Here is a 20818-nt window from a genome sequence, read left to right on the forward strand (position 1 = left end):
ATCACTCCCGCACGACCGCCAGGACGTCGGCCGTGTCGTGGGGCAGCGAGGCGAGCTCTCCGAGCGTAATCGGCTTGACCGGCGGCCTGAGGCGATAATAGCCGACATCCTGCGGCGAGACCTGTCGCTCTCGGGCGATCATCTCGGTCACGGTCAATCCGCACAGCCGGCCCTGGCAGGGGCCCATTCCACAGCGCAGCATGGTCTTGAGCTGGTTTGGCCCGGCATCTCCCAGCGGTCCCAGGGCTGTCTTGATCTGGCTTGCAGTGACGGATTCGCAGCGGCAGACGATCGTCTCCCCCTCTGCCACCCTGAACTCATCCGGCGCCTTGAACGCAGTATCGAGAAAGCGGCGGCCGCGCCCATAGCGCCGTATGGTCTGCTGCCATGGCTCGGCTCGCCGTTGCCGTTCCTCCACCGTCATCACTCCAAGCAGATGGGCCGCATCCAGACCGCACAAATGTCCGCGTGCTGCTGCGATCTCTGCCCCCATGATCCCGGCGCCATCCCCCGCCAATGCGACCCCTTCCAGGCTGCTGCGGCCCCATTCATCCGCCACTGGCACGAAGCAGGCTTGCGAGCTGTCCCATTGCAGACTGCAGCCTGCAGCCCGCGCCAGATTGATATTTGGCACCACCCCCTGATGCAGAAACAGCCCCTGAGCCGGGAGGGTCTCCCAAGCTCGGGTCCCGCGACGGAACCGCAAGCGGCTGAGCCATGTTTCGCCCTCCGCCGCCAAAGCCGTGACGCCGGAGATCACGCGAATGGAAGCGGCAACCTGGCGCATGAGGCCGAGCCCCTTGGCCAGATAGGGCGAGGTGAGGAAGGCCGGGAGATCTGTGGCCGCAGCCAGCAGCTGTTTGCGGCTGCTCGTCTCCAAAATGGCCGTGGGCCGTGCACCGGCGCTCAACAGTTGGCTGGCGAGAAGCCAGAGCAGAGGTCCCGTTCCCGCCAGGACGAAGGGCGCTTCCGGCACCATCCCGGACGCCTTCAACAGACCTTGCGCGGCCCCCGCGGTCATCACCCCCGGTAAGGTCCATCCTGGAATCGGCATCGGCCGCTCCAGCGCCCCCGTCGCGATGATGATCCTCCGCGCCGCAACGATCCGGGCAGCACCCTCCCTGGAGATGCCAAGTTTAAGTTCCGGGGAGGCCATCCACACCGTCGTGCCCGGCATGTAGTCGGCACCAGCAGCGGCGAAGGCATCCACAAGTGCCCGCCCCTTCGCGTAATCTGCGCCGAGGATTTCAAGCCGGCTTGCCGGCACGGTCGAAATTCCCCGATAGATCTGACCGCCCAGGGCATCGTTTTCGTCGATCAGGACGACTGACAGCCCGCTCTCTGCGGCAGTCGTCGCGGCGGCGAGTCCGCCCGGACCGCCTCCGATGATAGCGACGTCACAGGTCTCAGCCAGATCGTCGACGGAGGAGAGGATCCTCATTCGGGACGCTCGTGGCCGGGGAAGTCGGTCTCGACCCTCATCCCCTCAGCAATGGTGACCAGGCAGCCTTGCTGCTGCCGGCGTCCATCCACGCTGACCAGGCACTCAAAGCAGGCCCCCATCATACAATAGGGAGATCGCGGCGCTCCCGAGACCGGATTGACGCGATAGGCGGTGTTGGCCTTGGTCGTAAACAGCACCGCCGCGACGCTGTCCCCTGCCCGTCCCTCGACGGCAAGACCGTCGACGAACAGACCCACCGGCTGTGCAGTCTCGTCCCTGAGCCGCCTGAACATGATCACCCCCCACCCGAAGCCGCGGGCACAAGCATATCCGCTACCAGGCAGGCGCTGTCGAGAGCCTTCCCGTGATGTCATTCAAAACGATGTCGCAGAACAGGAGGACGTCCGAAAATTCCGGCAGGGCGCCCGCGGTCCCATGGCTGACCTGCCATCAAAGGGATTGCCAAGCAGTCATCGTGCCGCTTCTAAATGGTCGGAGCGAGAGGATTTGAACCTCCGACCCCTAGTCCCCCAGACTAGTGCGCTAACCGGGCTGCGCCACGCTCCGACAATCAGAAGTGGCCGAGTATCTAGCGTTTCGATGCGCCCTGGGCAATCCCCTAAATCGCAGCGACGGAACATAACGGCGCCAGTCGACAGAGATTGGAACGCTGAGTCCCGTGAATGTCCATGGGCAGGTTCACCCCCGTCCTCACGGGGATGCGGCATGAGCGGGCTTAGTGACTACGCACGAGTGGCGGCCGGATCGATGTTCGGAATGATGCAGCCCTGACAAGTCGAACTAGTGTTTCATACACGGATTGGCGCGGCCGAGCCCGCTGCTTCCATCCAACGATTGGCACAAATACAACTTTGAGGGCCATAATTTTCATCCTTCCCTCCGCGTTCCAGCCCGCGGCGGCTCCATGTCGGGTGGTAAGGAAGCGGGTGCCCGGCTTGCGATCCTGTCCCATCCAGGGGCTTATCCCGCCTTGGTGGTGATGAGCCTGTGTGCAACACGCGGCCGGCAGATCGCCGGTGACCTACTGCCCCAGCACGTTTTCCGGCGATTAGCTTTACCGGCAGTCGGCCGACTCCGTTGCTGCGAGACGTGTGATGCACAGCAACTGAGTACCTTCGCCGACCTGATCTCCGAGCTTGAGGTGCAGATCGCCTACCATGCCGTCGAATGGCGCAAGCAACCTATGTTCCATTTTCATCGCTTCGACCGTCAACAAAGCCTGCCCTTTTACAACCATCTCACCGTTGGCAACCGCGAGCGCCACGATCCTGCCCGGCATGGGCGTCAGAATTGCGCCATCGGCGGCTTCGCGAGCGACGGCACCACTATTGACGGTAATGTCGGAAAAAGCCCAAGCGTCGCCATCGGCAAAGACGACATCCTGACCGAAAATGTACCGTGTCTGGCACGTTGCTGGCTGCTGTGCCGCGAGATCCAAAAAATGCGCCCTGCCCTCAATCTCAAGCGCCACCGTCATGACGGGCGGACCATTGAGCCGGAAGCCGCGCAATGCCTCCCAGGGCGCGGCCCCGCTGCCGACCAGCACCTGGGCAGCCGAGTGCAAGACTGCGGTTCCCGCCTCGCCGGGCGGCACTAGGGCCTCCTGGTGCCGCGCGATGAAGCCTGTATCGATTCGGCCGAAGAGAAACTCGGGATGGTCCAGGGCCCGGGCCAGGAACGCAGCATTGGTTTTCACCGGCCACACTTCGACACTTCGGCACGCCCTTGCCAAGCGCTTGGCCGCCGCCCGACGACTGCCCGAGTGCACGATGAGCTTGGCGATCATCGGATCGTAGTGCGGTGTAACCTCGTCGCCCTCTTCAACCCCAGAGTCTACGCGTATGTCCTGCGGCAGTCGTAGATGCGTCAGCGGCCCAATAGAGGGCAGGAAACCCGAACGTGGATTTTCGGCATAGAGACGCGCCTCTACCGCATGCCCGGAAATGCTCAGCGCATCCTGCGTCAGTGGCAGGGGCTCGCCTGCTGCCACGCGCAATTGCCACTCGACCAGGTCCTGCCCCGTAATTGCCTCGGTCACCGGATGCTCGACCTGCAGCCGCGTATTCATCTCCATGAACCAGATCCGGTCCGAACGCAGGCCCTCAGAGGCATCAGCGATGAACTCGATGGTACCCGCGCCAACATAATTGACCGATCGTGCGGCTTTGACCGCCGCCTCACAGATCACTGCGCGCGTGGTGGCATCCATCCCAGGCGCTGGTGCCTCTTCGATCACTTTCTGGTGGCGTCGCTGCAGCGAGCAATCCCGTTCGAACAGATGAACGATCCTGCCATGGGTATCGCCGAAAACCTGCACTTCGATGTGGCGTGGATTGACAATGTACTTCTCCAGCAGCACCCGGTCGTCTCCGAAGCTCGCGGCCGCTTCTCGGCGGCAGGAGGCCAGCGCCTCAGCGAAGTCGGCATGAGCGTCCACTCGGCGCATCCCCTTGCCGCCCCCGCCAGCGACGGCCTTGATCAGCACCGGATAGCCAATTCCATCGGCCTCCACCTGCAGGCGTTCCGGCGACTGGTCCTCGCCCAGATAGCCTGGCGTCACCGGCACGCCTGCCGTCATCATCAGGGCCTTGGCGGCATCTTTGAGCCCCATGGCGCGGATCGCCGCCGGCGGCGCACCGACCCACACGAGGCCGGCGTCCAGCACCAGTTGGGCGAATTCGGCATTCTCCGAGAGGAAGCCGTAGCCCGGATGGATCGCGTCGGCCCCAGTTTTGCGGGCGACCGCCAGGATTTTCTCGGGCACCAGATAGCTCTCTTGGGCCGGCGCTGGTCCGATCGCCACCGCAATGTCGGCTTCGCGCACGAAGGGCATGCCCGCATCGGCTTCGGAATGAACAGCAATGGTGCGCAGCCCCATGGTGCTGGCAGTGCGCTCAATTCGCCGGGCGATCTCGCCGCGATTTGCGATCAGCAGGGAAGAGATCATAGATCGCGCCCTCACATGCGGAACAGGCCGAAGCGCGGACGCTCGGCGATCGGGGCGTTCAGACTCGCGGAGATCGCAAGGCCGAGGACGTCGCGGGTTTGCAGTGGATCGATGATCCCGTCGTCCCAAAGCCTTGCAGTCGCGTAATAGGGATTTCCCTCGTCCTCATATTTCTGCCGGATTGGTGCCTTGAAGGCCTCCGCCTCTTCCGGCGTCCAGCGATCTGCGTCGCGATGCACGGTTGCCAGGACCGAAGCGGCCTGCTCGCCACCCATCACGCTGATGCGGCTGTTGGGCCAGGTGAAGAGGAACCTCGGTTCGTAGGCCCGGCCGCACATGCCGTAATTTCCGGCGCCGAAGCTGCCGCCGATCAACACCGTGAATTTCGGTACGCTCGCGGTGGCGACCGCGGTCACGAGCTTCGCACCGTTCTTGGCGATCCCTTCTGCCTCGTAGCGCCCCCCCACCATGAAGCCTGAAATGTTCTGCAGGAACACAAGAGGAGTGCGGCGCTGACAGGCGAGTTGGATGAAATGAGCGCCCTTCAGAGCACTTTCAGAGAACAGTACGCCATTATTGGCCAGGATCCCGACCGGCATGCCCCAGAGATGCGCGAAGCCGCACACCAAGGTCGTGCCATAAAGCGACTTGAACTCCTGAAACATGGAGCCGTCGACGATCCGGCCGATGACTTCGCGGACATCGTACTGGGTCCGCATGTCCGCCGGAACGATGCCGTAGAGATCCTGCGGATCGAGCTTAGGCGGCTGTGGCTCCGCCAGCTTGATGTCCACGGCCTTCACCTTTGTCAGCCCGGCAACGATCTCCCGGACGATGAGCAGTGCATGCTCATCGTTTTCCGCCACATGGTCCACGACGCCGGACCGACGGCCATGAATTTCCGCTCCACCGAGGTCTTCCGCTGAGATAATCTCCCCCGTCGCTGCTTTCACCAGCGGCGGCCCAGCGAGGAAGATGGTGCCCTGATTGCGGACGATGACCGTCTCGTCTGACATCGCAGGAACATATGCGCCGCCTGCGGTGGAGCTTCCCATCACGCAGGCGATCTGGGGAATGCCGTCGGCGGACATATTGGCTTGGTTGAAGAAGATGCGACCGAAGTGATCCTGATCGGGGAACACCTCCGCCTGATGCGGAAGGTTCGCGCCGCCGGAATCCACCAGATAGACGCAAGGAAGGCGGTTGACCCGGGCGATCTCCTGCGCGCGCAGATGCTTCTTGACCGTCATCGGAAAATAGGCACCGCCTTTGACCGTCGGATCGTTGCAGACGATCATCACCTCATGCCCCGACACCCGACCGATCCCGGTGATGATGCCCGCCGCGGGCGCCTCTCCGCCATAGAGATCCCAACCGGCCAGCGCGCCAACTTCGAGGAAGGGCGCGCCAGGGTCGAGAAGGCGCAGGATCCGGTCTCGCGGCAGCAGCTTGCCCCGTGACACGTGGCGATCCCGCGAGGCCTGCGAACCTCCCAGCGAGATGCGGGCGGTTCGTTCTGACAGTTCCGCGGTCAGTTGGCGGTGATGCGCCGCATTTGCCTGGAAGTCGGGTGAAGACCGACTGATGGTGGAGAGGATTTCGGTCATGATATCTGTGGTGGTCCGGGGAAGGCGTTCAGTGGGAATGCGTCTCGATGAGGGTCTTGAGGACCCTTCGGGTCGCTGCAATGTCGGCCGCTGGGATCTGCCTGAAGGTCTCCTTCTCGATTTCCCAAGAAAATTGGATGACCGCGTTGATCCTCTCGGTCCCCTCGGCAGTGAGTTCGAGGCGGCCCAGGGAATCTGTCGTCACCAGCCCTCGCGCCCGCAACTGGCGGAAGACGCTCTGACCCGCATTCATGCCCAGCAGCATTTCCGGCAGCAACTGATCCAGGGTCCGACCCGGCATGGTCTTCACCGCCCGCAGCAGGATCGATTCCTGCAGCGAGACGCCGCCGCGCCGCCGTGCCGTCTCCATCACATTGACCATGGCCCCATAGGCCTTGATGAACAGGCTCGTGGTGAGCCGGTCTGCCACCGATTGGCCTGCCCCTTCCACATCCATGCCGTCAAGCGACTCGCTCTGAGGATAATCCGCTACGATCGCATAGCGACCCTGAGCGAACAGCAGGGGCTGACGGTCATATCGGCAATAGCGTTCCACCAGGCCGATGATGATCAGATGGTCGCCGCCATCGACCACCGTAGTCTTGCGGCATTCAAAGCTGGCTACCGCCCCGTCAAGCACCGGCACCCCCTCGACGCCAGGCGTCCAGGCAACCCCGTTGAATTTGTCCGGCCCCGATTTTGCGAAGATCTTCGACAGCTCGATCTGGTCGTCGGCAAGAATATTAACAGTGAAGAAATGCGACGCCTCGAACAAGGGAAAGCTTTGGCTGTGGCGCTTGATCGACCACAGGATGAGCGGCGGTTCGAGCGACACCGAGGAGAATGAGTTTGATGTCATCGCGGCGAGTGTATCCCCCACCCTCGTAGCGATGACCGTAACTCCGGTTGCGAATTGTCCCAGGCACCGGCGAAACGCCGCCGGATCGCTGGTTGGATAGCCAGCCTCGATCGGTGTGTCCATGCGGGGATCGTCCTCGTGATGGGCTGCTCGGTTCACGCCGTGCGTCCCAGTCGGCGCTCTTCGAAATGCGGCATAACCTCAGCCGCAAAAGCCCGCAGCATGTTCCGCGACCCGCTGAGATTGAGCAGCAGGATGGAATCGATCCCACCCGCCTGCAGCTTTCGAACCTTCGCGACGATGTCCGCCGGCGTTCCGATCAGCGCTGCATTCTCCAACATCTTGCGGTTCTCGGCGAGCGTCGACGGCAGAACGATGCTCTTCTTAACCTTGGCGCCTGCGAGGCTGCCTGCGGTGATCAGGAACTTGCCCAGAATATCGTACCCCTCTTCGACTTCCTCCGGCGTCTCACAGACATGCACCGCCCGCAGCAGCCCAACTGATTCCAGGCGGCGTGGATGGCCTGACTCGGCAAGCGACTCGCGATAGAGCTTCGTGAGAGCGATCACTTCATCGAAGGCGACCTGGAGCGCCATCAGCAGGTTCATCCCCTGCTCGCCCGCCCTCTTCACCGAAGCAGCGCTGCTCGCGCCCACCCATAGCGGCGGGTGCGGCTGCTGTGCCGGGGACGGCTCGACGATGATGTCCTCGTAGTGCCAGCGTTTGCCGTGATGCGAGAACCGTTCCTTAGACGTCCACGCGCGCAGGATGATTTCCAGCGCCTCTTCGTAGCGCTCATGCGCTTCGGCGATGTCCATGCAGAATCCGTCGAACTCCGTCTCGCGATAGCCTTTTCCGACGCCGAAGTCGAAGCGGCCGTTAGACAGCACATCGAGTGTCGCTGCCTGCTCGGCTAGCAGCACTGGATTGTGCCAGGGCAACACCGTTACCGCCGTGCCGAGGCGGATCGTCTTGGTTATCCCTGCAAGATAGGTCAGCAAGCTGATGGATGCCGAGATTTGGTTGATCCCGGTGAAGTGGTGCTCCGCCAGGAATACGCTCGAGAAGCCCAGCCTCTCAGCCTCGCAAACATAGTCGATGAACTCGCGATAGGCTTGGCTGTCATTGGCGCCGGCCTCATGGTCCACCGACGTCCTCGCTGTCCCGAACAAGCCGAATTTCATCCGCAAATCTCCATTCTGACAAAGGAGGCTGGCCGGATCGGCCAACGCTGATCAGTCTTCGTCCCTGAATTCCGCTGACCAGTGCAGCACGGCCTTTTCGACCAGACGCACGGAATAGACCAGTGCCAGGCCGACCACGCTCAACACCGTGATCGCCGCGAACATGTCTGTGGCATTCAGCGCCGCGAGCGCTGAGATCATGATATAGCCCATTCCCGTCGCGCTCCCGACGAACTCCGAGAGCACCACGCCCACGAGCGCGAAGCTCACAGCATTGGGCAACGCCGCAAAGGTCCAGGCTGCGGCGTAAGGCACCCTCACGCGCCAGAGGATCTGGTGGGAGCTGCCACCAAGGGTCCGACAGAAATCGAGCAGCTCACGCTGCACGCTGAGGCTTCCTTTATAGGTGTTGAAGAACAGTAGGAAGAACACGACGAACCAGGCCGTCACCACCTTGGAGGCGATCCCCAACCCGAAGATCATCGTGATCAGCGGCACAAAAGCGATGCGCGGCATTGAGTTCAAGGTCACGATGAACGGATTGAGCACCCGCGCCAGGAATTTGTTCTGCGCCAGCGCTAACCCGACCACGAAGCCGCTCCCCGCCCCGACAAACAGTCCCAGGAAGGTCGCCGACAGGGTGCTCCAGAGATTGGGCCAGATCGAATAGGGGCCGGGCACCATCCACTCACCGATACGCGCGATGATCTTGGATGGCTGACTGATGAAAAAGGGATCATAGATCGTGTTCTCCGCAAACCACGGAATGCGCGTCAGGAATTCCCAGGCGCCGAGGACGACGGCGAGGATCCCGATCTGGCAGAGCACGACCTGCATCGATTGGCGTCGGCTTCTGCGCCGCACCGCCTGCAGATATTCGGCGTGGCTGGGCACGACACCGCTGTCGCTCCGGCTGATGTCGATCGCCACCATGGCCCTACTCGCTCGCCTGAAACTGCTGGCCGAGAACGGTCCAGATCCGATTGAAGTGCTGGGTAAACAACTCGCTCTGCCGCACCGTGAACACGTCGCGCGGATGAGGGATGTCGATGCACTCGTCGAGGAGGATCCGGCTGGGCGGCGACGACAGCACGATCACTCGGTCGGAGAGGGTGATCGCTTCGTCCAGGTCGTGCGTGACCATGACGACTGTCTGGTTGAGCTTCCGCCAGATCTCGATGAGCTCGCGATGCAGATGGGTCTTGGTATGCGTGTCGAGCGCGCCGAAAGGCTCGTCCAGCAGCAGAATCTCCGGATCATTCGCAAGCCCCATGAGCAGGGCAACCCGACGGCGCATGCCCCCGGAAAGCTGATGTGGATAGGCATCGGCGAAATCGCTGAGATGGGCCATCTCCAGCAGCGCATCGATTTTGGCTTTCGCGATCTTGCGGTCGACACCGTTGAAGGCGGGACCCAGCCCGACATTCTTGCGGACCGTATACCAGGGCAGCACCGTGTCCTTCTGGAAGATATAGCCGAGCCGCGTCTTCCCCCGGCCTGTGTCAAGCAGCGAGATCTCGCCCTTCGTCGCCTGGGTGAAACCGGCGATGATGTGCAAGAACGTGCTCTTCCCGCATCCCGAGGGACCGACGATCGACACGAATTCGCCCTTGCCGATTGTCGTCGTGATGTCCCCAATGGCCCAGGTCTCACTCGTTTTTGAATAATAGACCTTGCCCACGCCCTTCGCTTCGATCATCGGCTCCGGGCGAGGCTGCGCGGCGACCCTGGACTCGCAGGGTTCATGCTCGACGAATCGAAGCGGGGGCGAAACACTCATGTCCCTCGCGCCTTCGTCACGAAAGCCATGTCGACTTCAGTGGCATAAGGCAGCTTGGCCATATCCGCGTCGGGCATCATTCGGTCGCCACCCATAACCGTCAACACGCGCTGATAAGCCTCCGGCGAGACGACATTGTCCTTCGACCAGACCTTCTCCTTGAGCACCGAGATGGTCCGCACGAGAGTGTCCTTCTTAAACGAGCGCAGGAATTCCTCGTGGATCAGGTCGGCGACGGTCTCAGGAGAATTGGCGAAGACAAATGCATTGCCCTTCATCCATCCCGTGACGAAGGCCTGCACGGCATCTGGCCGCTTCTCAACGAAGGGCGCTAAAGTATAGATCCACTGTCCCGGCACATCGCCGCCGAGCCCCATGGCGGCAGTCCAGCCAGCGTCGTCATTGATGCTGACGATCGGTACGCCCCAGCCTTCCTTTTCTGCTTGGTCCATCATGGTCATGGTTGCCATGCTCGCATCGACCTGACCTGACTTGAGCGCTGCAAGCATCTCAGGCGTGCCGCCGATGAAACGGATCTCCACACCCTCGAGCTTGCCCTTCTCGACCATATGTGAGGCCATCAGCCAGAAGGCCGACTTTGGCCCGGAAACGCCCAGCCTCTTGCCGCTCAGATCGGAGAAGCTCTTGATTTGGCCGGACTCGAAATCCTTCCGATTGACGATGACATTTGCGTAGGGCAGCCGCCGATCGATGCTGGCGATAACCTTGGTCGGCTTGCCTGCGAGGGTGATGATGATCGGATCAAAGGAGGCCGATGCGCAGATGTCGATTTGCCCTGCAGCAAGCATTTGCCTTGCTCGAGGGCCATTCTGGCAATCCAGGAAACTGGCATTCAGCCCCGCCTCCTTGAAGAAACCTTTCTTGAGCGCGACGAAGCCGGCGGTGAACATGGCATCGAGATTGCCGATGCCGTAAACTAGGTCGCCGGCACTGGCCTGGGCCGCGATCCCGCCGGGAACGAATGCAGCTGTCGCCGCAAGACCTGCCGACCCCGAAAGAAAACGCCTGCGGTCGATCGTCCGAGAATTATTCTTGAGCATTTCACAATCCCGTCTGATGGCTCTATCGGCCGTTCAGAACAGGTTCTTGCCACACCCATTAATTGTCAAGAGAAATATAATATTGTACATATACAATAATATTTCGAAATTCAGTCGTCAAATCCCGAGATAGGCCTGCCGAACTCGGGGGTCGTTGAGCAAAGCCGAGGCCGGACCGCTGGCAGTCATTCGACCCAGGTCCAGGGCATAAGCACGATCGGCTGCGGCCAGTGCTTTGGCGGCATTTTGCTCGACCAGCAGCATGGTCACCCCTCGGGATTGGATGTCGGCGATGGCGGCGAAGATTTTCTCGACGATAATCGGTGCGATGCCGAGCGATGGTTCGTCCAGCATGAGCAGCCGCGGGTTGCCCATCAGCCCGCGGCCGATAGCCAACATCTGCTGCTCTCCTCCGCTAAGTGTCCCCGCCTGCTGATCAATGCGCTGCTCCAGGATGGGGAACAGCGCCAGGGCATGCTCGAAATCCCGTTTCACCTTCGCGTCTTGGACGCGGGCGTAGGCGCCCAAGACCAGGTTCTCGCGCACGCTCATCCGGCCGAGCACCATACGACCTTCGGGCACATGGATGATGCCTGTCCGGACGATCGCGTCCGGCTGAATCGCAAGCAGATCCTGGCCGTCGAAAATGATGCTGCCGGAGGTCGGCTTGAGGAGGCCGGATATGGTCCGTAGCAGGGTCGACTTGCCGGCGCCATTAGGGCCGATCACCGTGACCAGTTCCCCTTTGGCGATCGTGATGTCGATACCATTAATGGCGGAATTCCCGCCATAGCCGCAATGCAGCCCCTTGATTGTCAGCACGTCAATGCGCCTTTCCCAGATAGGCGGTGATTACATCCGGGTTCTTGGCGATTTCCTCAGGCGGACCTTCGGCGATCTTCTGGCCGAAATTGAGCACCACGATTTTGTGGCAGACGCTCATCACCAGCTTCATGTGGTGCTCCACCAGGACCACCGCGACACCGCTCGCGCCGATCTCCCGAATGATGTTCGTCAGCCAGTCAAGTTCCACCGGATTCATGCCAGCAGCGGGCTCGTCAAGCAGCAGAACCCGAGGACGCATGGCCATGGCGCGCGCGAGCTCCAGGCGCTTCTTTTCTCCATAAGAGAGCGCGCTTGCTGGCCAGTCAGCTCGATCAGCAAGCGAAAAGCGGGCCAGCAAATCTTCAGCCTCTACCCGCAATTGCCTCTCCTCTGAGGTCGGAATGGCACTGATTTTTGACAGGAGGGAGCGACATAATATTCCCTGGCCCGAACGCACATTGTTCCGAACCGTCTGGCTGTTGAACAACCGAAGATTCTGAAATGTTCTGGTCATGCCCGATTTGGCGATTTGGTCGGAACGATTGCGGGTGATCTCGCTCCCATTCAGCCTGATACGCCCCGCGCTGGCCGGGAGGAGTCCGGTGATGACATTTATGGTTGTCGTCTTCCCTGAGCCGTTGGGGCCAATAAGGCCAAGAATTTGCCCCGGGGAGACCGCGAAGCTTAATTCGGAAAGGGCCTTCAGGCCGCCGAATGATTTGCTGAGATTAGAAACGTCCAGCATGTTGCCTCATATGGCGCTCTGCGCGACTGATGCCTTTTCGGGCTCCTTCTGTCCCTCCCGCAACTTGGCCTCCCGGTTCTTCCTCTCGGCTAAGCGGAAGCGCAATTCGTCAACCAGCCCTCGGGGGCAGATTACGATCATGATGAGAACGGCTGCGCCATAGAAGATCATCCGGAAGTCGCCGGTAAATCGGAACGCCTCTGGCAGGAAGGTCAGGAGAATCGCCCCGAAGACCGGGCCATAGAAGCGCTCCGTTCCTCCAACCGCCACGTAGAAGATCGAGATCAATGCCAGGTGAAAACCGAAATTGTCGGCAACCACATAGGACATGTATGTGGAATAGAGTCCGCCGCCCACGCCCGCAATAAAGGCGCCCAGCACGAACATCGACACCTTTACCAGCACGATGTTCACTCCCGCGCACGAGGCGGCAGCCTCGTCTTCTCGGATGGCGTTGGTCGCGAGCCCGACGCGCGAATGCTCGATCCAGGCGAAAACTGCTACGAAAGCCGCAACCGCGATCAGGATCTGCGGCCAGGCGGTGAGGACCTCGATGCTGCGAAAACCGAGCGGGCCCGCAGGACCAAGCATCTGGCCGCCAACGTCTTTCTGGAATTCGAAATTGTTGAAGAAGACGCGCACAACCTCAGAGAAAGCGACCGTTGCCAAAGTGAGATAGATGCCGCGGATCCGCAAGCAGGGATAGCCCAGGAGAAGCCCTATGACGGCGCACACCCCCCCTGCAACGAGGAGGGCCGGAAAAAGCGAGAAATCGTAAAGCGTGGTCAGCATGCCGCCGACGAAGGCGCCGATCGACCAGAAGCCAACTTGGGCCAGAGAGAACTGTCCCACCATGAGCGTCGCGTAAACGCTGAGGGCCAGAATGATATTCAGGCCAGCCAACTCGATCATCGCGATGAGGAAATACATGCCTTTAGTCTCGCTTCGCTTCGAGCGCGCTGAACAGACCCTGCGGGCGGATGACCAGCACTGCGAACAGGATGATGAACAGGACCGCTTCCTTCATTGAGGCCGAGACCGTCCCCACGACAGTCGTTTCGATGACCCCGACCAGCAGTCCGCAGATCATGGCTCCACGGACACTGCCCAGCCCCGCCAGCACGATGATCACGAAGCCAATGAGCAGGAGGTTGGAGCCCATGAAGGGATTGACGGTGCCCATCGACACTCCGATGAGGCAACCGGCAGCTCCGGCAATTGCAGAGGCGACGGCGAAGACCACGATTTCGATACGCTTGACATTGATTCCCAGAAGCCAAGCCATGTTCGGATTTTCCTCGACGGCTCGAATGGCCATCCCAGTATGGGTGGAATGAATCCACCACTGGAGCGCTGCCATCAAGATCAGCGCGATGACGAAGATCACCACATGGACGCCGCGCACATAGAGCGGTCCGATATCGAAACCGAGATTTTCGAGCGGCGAAGGAAAGGAGGTGAATTCTGGCGAGAACCAGACCACATGGTTGCTAAGTTGGACAAAGGCTTCTTCCAGGAGAATCGCAACGGCGGCACTGGTAACGAAGGGAGCGAGAGGGGCCGCATTGCGCAGCGGTGCGAAGGCAACAGAGCGCACGACTATGCCCAGGATGCCGCCCGTTACCACCGAGGCCGCGAAAGCAAGCCCCAGGACGGCATAGCTCTCCGCCCCACCCAGGCGCAGGGAAATGGTAGCGCCCGCAAAGGCCGCCACCATGATCACCGCACCATGGGCGATGTTGAGCCGATTGAGGACGCCGAAGATGAGCGTAAAGCCGATCGCCACTAGCGAATAGGTGGCGCCGAAGAGCAAGCCGCCTAGGATGTATTCGAGATAGATCATTCTCGCCCTCGCTTGCTCCCGACGAGAGGATCAGTTGTTCGCGGCAGGATCCCACTTGACGAACTTGCCGTCCTTGATGACCAGCATGACACCCGACTTCGGCGTGTCGTGATCCGCATTGAAGGCGATTTTCTCTCCGCTGATACTGACTGTCGTCGCCTTTTCCAGCGCATCCCTCAGCTTAGCGCGATCCTCTTGCAGCGATTCCTTGGTGTTCTTGATATCGGCCTTCTCGACTGCATCCTTAAAAAGATACATCGCTTCGTGGCCGTTCACCGCGAACAGGCTGATGTCCTGTCCGTGTTTGTTATTATATTCCGTAGCGAACGCCTTGATGCCGTCCCCGGCAGGATCGTAGGAACTGGCGACCAGCATGCCTTCCATCGCCGAACCGCCGGACTTCAGCGTGTCCGCAGTCAGCTGCGAGATTCCGCCAAGGAAATACTTCGGCTTCAGCCCGCGGCGCCGCGCCTCCTTCATGAAGTTGATCGCCGGAAGGGTGTTTGCAAGCAGGTAGACCACGTCCGGATTGGCCGCCTTCAGCTCGTTGACCTGGCGAGAATAATCGGTGTCCTTTGAGACACCGTCGGTGACCGCAACCACTTCGATTCCGGCCTTTTTCAGCTCTGGAATGATGGCCTGGTCGGCGATGGACGGAAAGTAGATGTTGTCCTTCATGATGTACAAACCGACCGTTTTTACACCCTGCTTCTTCAGGGTTTCGACGATATTCGGAATGACGTAGTTTTCGCTGAAGGTATTGCGGAATCCCCATTTCGAAATCTTGCCCAGCCCGGGCGCGCCAACGGAGGAGGAATGGACGACGATGGGAGTTCCCTGCTTGTCCAACTCGTTCAGATAATTGAAGACCGCCTGGCCAGCATTGGAGACCGAGAGCCCCTTGATGAAAAGCACCTGATCGTCGAAGACCAGCTTTTTCACCAGGGACAGGGTCTGAGCCGGATCGCCGCCCGCATCATAGCCATTTTCGGTCGGCACCACTTCAATCTTCACTTGCTTACCGTCGATGGTCATGCCGCCTTTGGCATTGATCTCGTCTATGGCGATCTGCGAGGCCCAAAGAGCAGGAAGCCCGTACGGCGCGTAGGTTCCGGTCTGCGACTCCAGCAGTCCAATGCGGACCGTACCGTCATCTTGCCAAGCTTGGGCGGCGCCAATGCCGCCCAACATCACTGTTGCCGCGATGAAGGCCGGCGCGATGAACCGGACCCGGTGAGAGCCGAGCGCTGCGAAATCGAATTTCATGTTGTCCTCCCTTGTCGGTGGAACCCGCCGAGCGTTCTGTGCGCTCGCAGTGGGTAAACCGATGGCCCAAGCCGTCATTAACGTTGCCGAACAGCCCCACTATTGTCAATGCGAAAGTCTTATTGTCACAAGACAATAAAGGGGCGAGATCCGAAGCTGCGCCCAGAGTTTGATGTCGATGAACGCCCTCATCTCTTCAGAGTTGACCCATCTCCGTCAGCACTTCCTCTGCAGCCTTGTAGCTCTCGACCGCTGCCGGGAGGCCGCAATAGAGGATGCATTGGTAGAGCACCTCCTGGATCTCATCGACCGTGCAGCCATTGTTGATCGCCGAGCGCACATGAAACTTGAATTCGGTGATGCGGTTCAGCGCCGTCAGCGTCGCTAGGAGCAACAGGCTCCGGGTCTTGCGCTCCAGTCCGGGGCGGTCCCAGACGTCGCCGAAGCAGTTCTCCTCGGAGAAGACCCGTATCGGTGTGTTGAACGGGCTATAGCTTTTTTCGCGGCGCTCGAAATATTCCTTACCGAGCACTTCCGACATGATCTTGCGGCCGGTTTCTCTTTTTTTATTCACTTCCTGTCTCCCTATGGACCTGATGATTTAAAGTCAGGATTGCGGGCGCAGGGTCATCAAGGCATCGGCTGCGACGACACCCCGTCCCTCGGGCCGTACGATGACCGGATTGATCTCGATCTCCTCGATAACGGCGGCATGCTCGGCAAAAAAGCGCGAGAGGTTCACCACGAGTTCGGTAAGCGCGGCAATGTCTCCCGCCGGTCGCCCCCGCACTCCTCTAAGGAGTTTGGCGGCCTTCTGCATGGTGATGGCCCGCAGCGCAGTGTCATGGTCTAGGGGGGCGAGCCTTACCTTCTGATCGTCGAACAACTCGACGAAGATCCCGCCTGCACCAATAACCACGATGGGTCCGAAGGTGGCGTCATGCCGGCAGCCGACGATCCATTCGGCGACCCCATCTCCGATCATCTCTTCGATCAGAAGGACGCCTTCGCTGTCCTTCGCCGTCATGGTCGCCCCGGCGGCCCTTGCGTCCTCAGCCGCGACATTCAATTTGACCAGACCATGCTCGGTCTTATGCGGAAAGCGGTCCGAGGCGAGCTTCACCACACATCGGCCCTCCTTCGGGTCCCGTTCTGGAACGGGGACTAGGGCGGCACTGAGCAGTGCCTTTGTATCGGCTTCATGCACAACGTGGCGCCCCGCTCTCGCCCAGGACGCGAGTGTTTCGCGCGCCATTACATAACCCCCGAGAAGCGCGCAATCGCCTTCAAACCAGTGAGTGCCCTTATCGGCGCATCGAATACTGGAAAGGATCGTGCATGGAATGCAGCCAGTGGTGCGGGACTTAAACTCTCCGGCGCCGTCCAGACCACGAGCAAAGGCTTGTCGGTCGCTGCAGCGGCATCCATTACCACATGAGCAAATTCCTCATGCTTGGCGAAAGTAATGATGACGATGACGGCATCGATCCCCTCATCTGCCAATGTGAGCTCAATGACGTTCTTGAACATGCCCGGGCTCGACAGCGCGGCGCCGGTGAGGTCCACCGGGTTTCGCGTAGCGGCGAAATAGGGAAGTGACTTGCGGATCTCCTGCTGCAAACCATCTGCGAAGCGGGGGACCTCGAAGCCGCCGGCCTCGAACACATCGCTTGCTTCGACAGCAAGCCCGCCGGCGATAGAGATAATCCCCACATTGCGGCCTCCCAGGGTCTTTCCCAAAGAGAGAGCGGCACCGGCATCTATTGCCGCTGTGAGGTCAGGCGCCCGTACAATGGACAACTCCTCGAACACACCGTCCACCACCTTATCGTCGCCGGCAATGGCTCCGGTGTGGGTGCCTACGGCCTCGGCGGCTGCCCTTCCGCGGCCTGGTTTTTCGATGACAATTCCCTTGCGGCCCCTCAAGCGCCGCGCGACTTCGACGAAGCGATCCGCGTCTCGGATCTGCTCGAGATAGCACACGATAGTGTTGGCACCTTCGTCTTCGGCCAGCCACTCCAGCGCATCGGTGCAAGTGATGTCGGTTTCGTTCCCTGTGCTGATCAGCGTCCTAATTCCTACTCCCATGCGGTTGAGGCGATGGGCGATGGCCCCCGAAACAGCTCCAGATTGCGCCACGATGGCAATCGACCCAGGCTTGAGGCCAAGCGTCATCAGACTGAAGGTCACGAAGGTCTTGGTGGACGGCACCACATACCCTTCGCAGTTCGGGCCGAGCAGTCGATAGGGCGCAGTTCTGAGGGCCTCGACCAACTGCTCCTGCAGAACACGACCGGGCTCGCCCGCTTCGGCGAAACCGGAGGTGATCGCCGCGACCAGCTTGATCTCCTTTACAGCGCAGTCGTTTAAACTCGCGATCAAATGCTCGGACGGCACGATGACCACGGCCACTTCGACCGGGCCCTCTATATCGGTGAGCCTGGCATAGCAGCGGTGCCCCAAGACTTCGTCGGCAGACTTGTTGACTGGATAGACCTGTCCCTCGAAGCCGGACTCGACCAGCATCTTGAGCACGAGATGGCCCAACTTCCGCGGATCAGTGGATGCGCCAATGATCGCAACGCTCTTTGCATGGAAGGCAGCCTGCAGCGCATTGGCAGCAAGCGGTCTGGTGTTTGCCGACGGAATCGGGTTGAGGCCTGCGCCGTGCATTACGCTACCGTTCTCTGCAGCGCTGCCGCCGCATCCTGATTGCGCAAAGCTTGCCGATTGACCTTGCCCGACGGCGTTTTTGGCAGCTCGTTCACAAATTCGATGATCCGGGGAAACTCGTGCTGCGCCAGCCTGTTCCGGGTGAACGTCTGCAGGTCTTCGGCGAGCTTTGGACCCCTGGCGCCACCGGTCACCACGAAGGCTTTGACCACCTGGCCGCGTAACTCGTCGGGCACCCCGATCACGGCCGCCTCAGCCACGGAATCGTGCTTTAGGAGGGTGTCCTCTATCTCCTTTGCGCTCATGGTCCATCCGGCGGAGATGATGACATCGTCCGCCCGCCCACCATGGTAGAAATAGCCCTCCTTGTCGGTCCAACCGAGATCTTTGGTGCGGACCCACTCGCCACCACGTTCGACGACCAGTTCGCCAATGGCATGCGGGGCGCAGACATTACCGTTTGCGTCATGCACTTCGACCTTCACCCCCGGCACCGCCTTTCCGAGAGAGCGCGGCTTCACTTGAATATCCTTGGCGCCCGGATAGTTTACCAAAATGACGCCGACTTCAGTGGTTCCATACATGCTGCAAGCACGCTGACCGAAGGTTTCGATAATGAAGTCCTCGGTCGCTGTGTCTGTGGGTTCACCCGTATAAGTCAACTTTTCGATGTAGTACTTGTGGTTCCCGGCCTGACCGCTGTTCTTCATCAGTCGGTAATGGGTGGCGGCCGCTGAAAGATTAGTGATGCGATGATCCTCTAATGCTCTCAGCAACCTCGCGGCATCGAAAGGCCCAGACCAAGCCCAGATCTTCACGCCGAGTGCCAGCGGAGCAAGAGTGCCGTGCCAGAGGCCGTGCCCCCAGGCGGGAGAGGAAGGACAGAGAAAGCGATCCTCGGGCCGGATTCCTGTGCCGTAGAGTGCCGCGACCATGACCGTGACCACAGCCTTATGCCGGTGCTTTACTGCATCAGGTAGCTCACGCGTGGTCCCCGACGTGTACTGAAACATCGCCATGTCATTGCCGGAGGTCTCAGCCTCGAACTGATCACTCTCAGTCTCAACCTCGGCTAGAAACGCCTCGTCGGCGACGATAACTTCTGTCGCACCGAAGCCATGGGCGATCCCGGCCTTCGCCGGGTCGACGATCAGCACCTTTGGCTTGCAATCATCGACACGGAGCGCCAAGCCGTCTCGCCCGAAAAGTGTATAGAGCGGCACCGCGACAGCACCCGCCTTCATGGCTCCGAACAAGCTAAAATAGAAGGGGAGCGAGGGATCCAGCATGATCGCCACTCGGTCGCCCTTCTCGCACCCCTTGCGCACGAGGAAATTGGCGAAACGATTCGACCATCGGCTGACATCCTCGATAGCCAGCAGGATTTCCGGACCCTCCTTCCGCAGGATGGTGATGGTAACGTCCTTCCCCACGTGACGATCGACGCATTCTGTGGCGATATTCAGTCGCTCTTCATCACCGTCGAGAAGCGCCCATAAGTGCTCGCGGGAAAATTGGGACTGCGCATCTTGGTAAGAAGCGAAATCTGTCAGCTTCGGCATGGAGGGGCCTCCTCGGGACGATCTTTCTCCTCCCCGACGAGAGCCTGCGGCTGAGGGAGAGCGGCAATTGTCACTCCGCAACGAGCGGAAGAAGGAAATCTGATGCCAAATCGATATTGATCAGAAAGGATATTGTCAATATGCATATTAAATTGTATATGTACAATAAATGCATGAGGGAGCTATGCCGGATACAGCCGCTGGAAAGCCTAAAGTCATTCGTCCCGTCCCTGCTGTGTCGCGGGCGATCGCAGTGCTCAGATACCTAGCGAAGACTGATCAGCCGCAAGGCGTCGTACAACTCGCCAAGGCGCTTGAGATAATCCCAAGCACGTGCCTCCATATTCTGCGTGTCCTTGACAGTGAGGGGCTCGTCTCCTTCGACCCCGTGACGAAGAAATATCAGCTGGCGGCCGGCGTGCTCGCCCTGGCGAACGATTTCGTCAGCAAGAACTCCTTGGTCCAGGTTGTCCGCCCGCATCTCGAGGAGGTCTCGCGCCGTCATCGCTGCACCGCCGTCGCTGTCGAGCCCAGTGGTAACAATCATTTCATTGTTATCGCCACCACTGACCTCAATCCCGGCCTGTCTGTTCGCGTGACAGTCGGCACCCGCGTCCCTGCGTTGCTTAGCGCCACCGGCCGCTGCCTCGCTGCCTATGGCAATTGGTCGAAGGATGAGCTGCGCAAAAAATTCGCAGGCCTCCGTTGGCAGAACCCGCCAACATTCGAAACTTGGTACCAAGAAGTCGAGCACACTCGCGAAGTCGGCTACGCCGTCGACCGCGACAACTATATCCTGGGCTTTACCATCGTCGCCGCACCGATTCTGCAGGACCCGGAGGCAAGCAAGGGACTTATCGGCGCCATCGTCGCCCTGGGTCTGTCGGGTCAGTTGGTGGATGACCGGCTAGAAAGCCTTGCGCTAGATTTGCAGCGGGCCACGAAGCGCGTGACCGCTCAGCTCGGCCACGCTTCCTCAAGTAGTCGCTAGACGCCGGTCC

Annotated in this window: 19 protein-coding genes and 1 tRNA gene; 1 reads left to right on the plus strand and 19 read right to left on the minus strand. The window is 60.4% G+C overall.

Annotation, left to right across the window (positions count from 1 at the left end):
• Position 1: 1 nt before the first annotated feature.
• The 19 genes from FKM97_RS07240 to FKM97_RS07330 all read right to left on the minus strand — a co-directional run bounded on the left by FKM97_RS07240 (position 2) and on the right by FKM97_RS07330 (position 19817).
• The gene (locus FKM97_RS07240) at positions 2 to 1441 is read right to left on the minus strand and encodes an FAD/NAD(P)-dependent oxidoreductase (protein WP_144291743.1); all 1440 of its coding nucleotides are present in this window, start codon (positions 1439 to 1441) and stop codon (positions 2 to 4) included.
• On the minus strand, positions 1438 to 1737 hold the full coding sequence (locus FKM97_RS07245; protein ID WP_144291744.1) for a (2Fe-2S)-binding protein: 300 nt from the start codon (positions 1735 to 1737) through the stop codon (positions 1438 to 1440). The genes FKM97_RS07240 and FKM97_RS07245 overlap by 4 nt, the downstream gene beginning before the upstream one ends.
• Before the next feature lie 196 nt (positions 1738 to 1933).
• Positions 1934 to 2011 (minus strand) — tRNA-Pro (locus FKM97_RS07250).
• 508 nt (positions 2012 to 2519) lie between these two features.
• Positions 2520 to 4412, minus strand: a complete 1893-nt coding sequence (locus FKM97_RS07255; protein ID WP_144291745.1) for an acetyl/propionyl/methylcrotonyl-CoA carboxylase subunit alpha — start codon at positions 4410 to 4412, stop codon at positions 2520 to 2522.
• An 11-nt stretch (positions 4413 to 4423) separates the two neighbouring features.
• Entirely contained in the window at positions 4424 to 6019 is a 1596-nt protein-coding gene (locus FKM97_RS07260) for a carboxyl transferase domain-containing protein (RefSeq protein WP_144291746.1), read from the minus strand.
• A 28-nt stretch (positions 6020 to 6047) separates the two neighbouring features.
• A complete protein-coding gene (locus FKM97_RS07265; RefSeq protein WP_144291747.1) occupies positions 6048 to 7037 on the minus strand; it encodes a flavin reductase family protein in 990 nt (329 codons plus the stop codon).
• Positions 7034 to 8062, minus strand: a complete 1029-nt coding sequence (locus FKM97_RS07270; protein WP_144291748.1) for an LLM class flavin-dependent oxidoreductase — start codon at positions 8060 to 8062, stop codon at positions 7034 to 7036. The genes FKM97_RS07265 and FKM97_RS07270 overlap by 4 nt, the downstream gene beginning before the upstream one ends.
• 51 nt (positions 8063 to 8113) lie before the next feature.
• Positions 8114 to 8995 (minus strand): ABC transporter permease, encoded by an 882-nt coding sequence (locus FKM97_RS07275; RefSeq protein WP_144291749.1) that lies wholly within the window; start codon positions 8993 to 8995, stop codon positions 8114 to 8116.
• 4 nt (positions 8996 to 8999) lie between these two features.
• Entirely contained in the window at positions 9000 to 9842 is an 843-nt protein-coding gene (locus FKM97_RS07280) for an ABC transporter ATP-binding protein (RefSeq protein ID WP_246104983.1), read from the minus strand.
• Positions 9839 to 10903 carry an ABC transporter substrate-binding protein gene (locus FKM97_RS07285; RefSeq protein ID WP_144291750.1) on the minus strand — a complete coding sequence of 355 codons (1065 nt, stop codon included), beginning with the start codon at positions 10901 to 10903 and terminating at the stop codon, positions 9839 to 9841. Before FKM97_RS07285 ends, FKM97_RS07280 begins: the two co-directional genes overlap by 4 nt.
• Positions 10904 to 11020: 117 nt before the next feature.
• On the minus strand, positions 11021 to 11725 hold the full coding sequence (locus FKM97_RS07290; protein ID WP_144291751.1) for an ABC transporter ATP-binding protein: 705 nt from the start codon (positions 11723 to 11725) through the stop codon (positions 11021 to 11023).
• A gap of 1 nt (position 11726) precedes the next feature.
• Positions 11727 to 12473, minus strand: a complete 747-nt coding sequence (locus FKM97_RS07295) for an ABC transporter ATP-binding protein (protein ID WP_144291752.1) — start codon at positions 12471 to 12473, stop codon at positions 11727 to 11729.
• A gap of 6 nt (positions 12474 to 12479) precedes the next feature.
• Positions 12480 to 13403 carry a branched-chain amino acid ABC transporter permease gene (locus tag FKM97_RS07300; RefSeq protein ID WP_144291753.1) on the minus strand — a complete coding sequence of 308 codons (924 nt, stop codon included), beginning with the start codon at positions 13401 to 13403 and terminating at the stop codon, positions 12480 to 12482.
• A 4-nt stretch (positions 13404 to 13407) separates the two neighbouring features.
• Positions 13408 to 14316, minus strand: coding sequence for a branched-chain amino acid ABC transporter permease (locus tag FKM97_RS07305; RefSeq protein ID WP_144291754.1), 909 nt, complete (start codon positions 14314 to 14316; stop codon positions 13408 to 13410).
• Between the two features lie 30 nt (positions 14317 to 14346).
• Entirely contained in the window at positions 14347 to 15660 is a 1314-nt protein-coding gene (locus tag FKM97_RS07310; protein WP_144291755.1) for an ABC transporter substrate-binding protein, read from the minus strand.
• A gap of 118 nt (positions 15661 to 15778) precedes the next feature.
• A complete protein-coding gene (locus FKM97_RS07315; RefSeq protein WP_144291756.1) occupies positions 15779 to 16156 on the minus strand; it encodes a carboxymuconolactone decarboxylase family protein in 378 nt (125 codons plus the stop codon).
• Positions 16157 to 16189: 33 nt separating this feature from the next.
• On the minus strand, positions 16190 to 16837 hold the full coding sequence (locus FKM97_RS07320) for an acetate--CoA ligase family protein (protein WP_144291757.1): 648 nt from the start codon (positions 16835 to 16837) through the stop codon (positions 16190 to 16192).
• Complete coding sequence (locus tag FKM97_RS07325) at positions 16837 to 18255, minus strand: acetate--CoA ligase family protein (RefSeq protein ID WP_144291758.1); 1419 nt, start codon at positions 18253 to 18255, stop codon at positions 16837 to 16839. The genes FKM97_RS07320 and FKM97_RS07325 overlap by 1 nt, the downstream gene beginning before the upstream one ends.
• Positions 18255 to 19817: an acetate--CoA ligase gene (locus FKM97_RS07330; protein ID WP_144291759.1), complete on the minus strand. Its 1563-nt coding sequence runs from the start codon at positions 19815 to 19817 to the stop codon at positions 18255 to 18257. Before FKM97_RS07330 ends, FKM97_RS07325 begins: the two co-directional genes overlap by 1 nt.
• Positions 19818 to 20001: 184 nt before the next feature.
• Here FKM97_RS07330 and FKM97_RS07335 point away from each other — a divergent pair, with 184 nt between their 5' ends.
• On the plus strand, positions 20002 to 20808 hold the full coding sequence (locus FKM97_RS07335) for an IclR family transcriptional regulator (protein WP_170240804.1): 807 nt from the start codon (positions 20002 to 20004) through the stop codon (positions 20806 to 20808).
• Positions 20809 to 20818: the final 10 nt, after the last annotated feature.

The sequence above is a fragment of the Rhodoligotrophos appendicifer genome (assembly GCF_007474605.1).
GTDB classification, from domain to species: Bacteria; Pseudomonadota; Alphaproteobacteria; order Rhizobiales; family Im1; genus Rhodoligotrophos; species Rhodoligotrophos appendicifer.

What these genes read in the sequence shown, in the direction of transcription:
- FKM97_RS07240 (WP_144291743.1), bottom strand. Translation starts at nt 1,441, where the DNA reads ATGAGGATCCTCTCCTCCGTCGACGATCTGGCTGAGACCTGTGACGTC.
- FKM97_RS07245 (WP_144291744.1), bottom strand. Translation starts at nt 1,737, where the DNA reads ATGTTCAGGCGGCTCAGGGACGAGACTGCACAGCCGGTGGGTCTGTTC.
- FKM97_RS07255 (WP_144291745.1), bottom strand. Translation starts at nt 4,412, where the DNA reads ATGATCTCTTCCCTGCTGATCGCAAATCGCGGCGAGATCGCCCGGCGA.
- FKM97_RS07260 (WP_144291746.1), bottom strand. Translation starts at nt 6,019, where the DNA reads ATGACCGAAATCCTCTCCACCATCAGTCGGTCTTCACCCGACTTCCAG.
- FKM97_RS07270 (WP_144291748.1), bottom strand. Translation starts at nt 8,062, where the DNA reads ATGAAATTCGGCTTGTTCGGGACAGCGAGGACGTCGGTGGACCATGAG.
- FKM97_RS07275 (WP_144291749.1), bottom strand. Translation starts at nt 8,995, where the DNA reads ATGGTGGCGATCGACATCAGCCGGAGCGACAGCGGTGTCGTGCCCAGC.
- FKM97_RS07280 (WP_246104983.1), bottom strand. Translation starts at nt 9,842, where the DNA reads ATGAGTGTTTCGCCCCCGCTTCGATTCGTCGAGCATGAACCCTGCGAG.
- FKM97_RS07285 (WP_144291750.1), bottom strand. Translation starts at nt 10,903, where the DNA reads ATGCTCAAGAATAATTCTCGGACGATCGACCGCAGGCGTTTTCTTTCG.
- FKM97_RS07295 (WP_144291752.1), bottom strand. Translation starts at nt 12,473, where the DNA reads ATGCTGGACGTTTCTAATCTCAGCAAATCATTCGGCGGCCTGAAGGCC.
- FKM97_RS07300 (WP_144291753.1), bottom strand. Translation starts at nt 13,403, where the DNA reads ATGTATTTCCTCATCGCGATGATCGAGTTGGCTGGCCTGAATATCATT.
- FKM97_RS07305 (WP_144291754.1), bottom strand. Translation starts at nt 14,316, where the DNA reads ATGATCTATCTCGAATACATCCTAGGCGGCTTGCTCTTCGGCGCCACC.
- FKM97_RS07310 (WP_144291755.1), bottom strand. Translation starts at nt 15,660, where the DNA reads ATGACGGCTTGGGCCATCGGTTTACCCACTGCGAGCGCACAGAACGCT.
- FKM97_RS07320 (WP_144291757.1), bottom strand. Translation starts at nt 16,837, where the DNA reads ATGGCGCGCGAAACACTCGCGTCCTGGGCGAGAGCGGGGCGCCACGTT.
- FKM97_RS07325 (WP_144291758.1), bottom strand. Translation starts at nt 18,255, where the DNA reads ATGCACGGCGCAGGCCTCAACCCGATTCCGTCGGCAAACACCAGACCG.
- FKM97_RS07330 (WP_144291759.1), bottom strand. Translation starts at nt 19,817, where the DNA reads ATGCCGAAGCTGACAGATTTCGCTTCTTACCAAGATGCGCAGTCCCAA.
- FKM97_RS07335 (WP_170240804.1), top strand. Translation starts at nt 20,002, where the DNA reads ATGCCGGATACAGCCGCTGGAAAGCCTAAAGTCATTCGTCCCGTCCCT.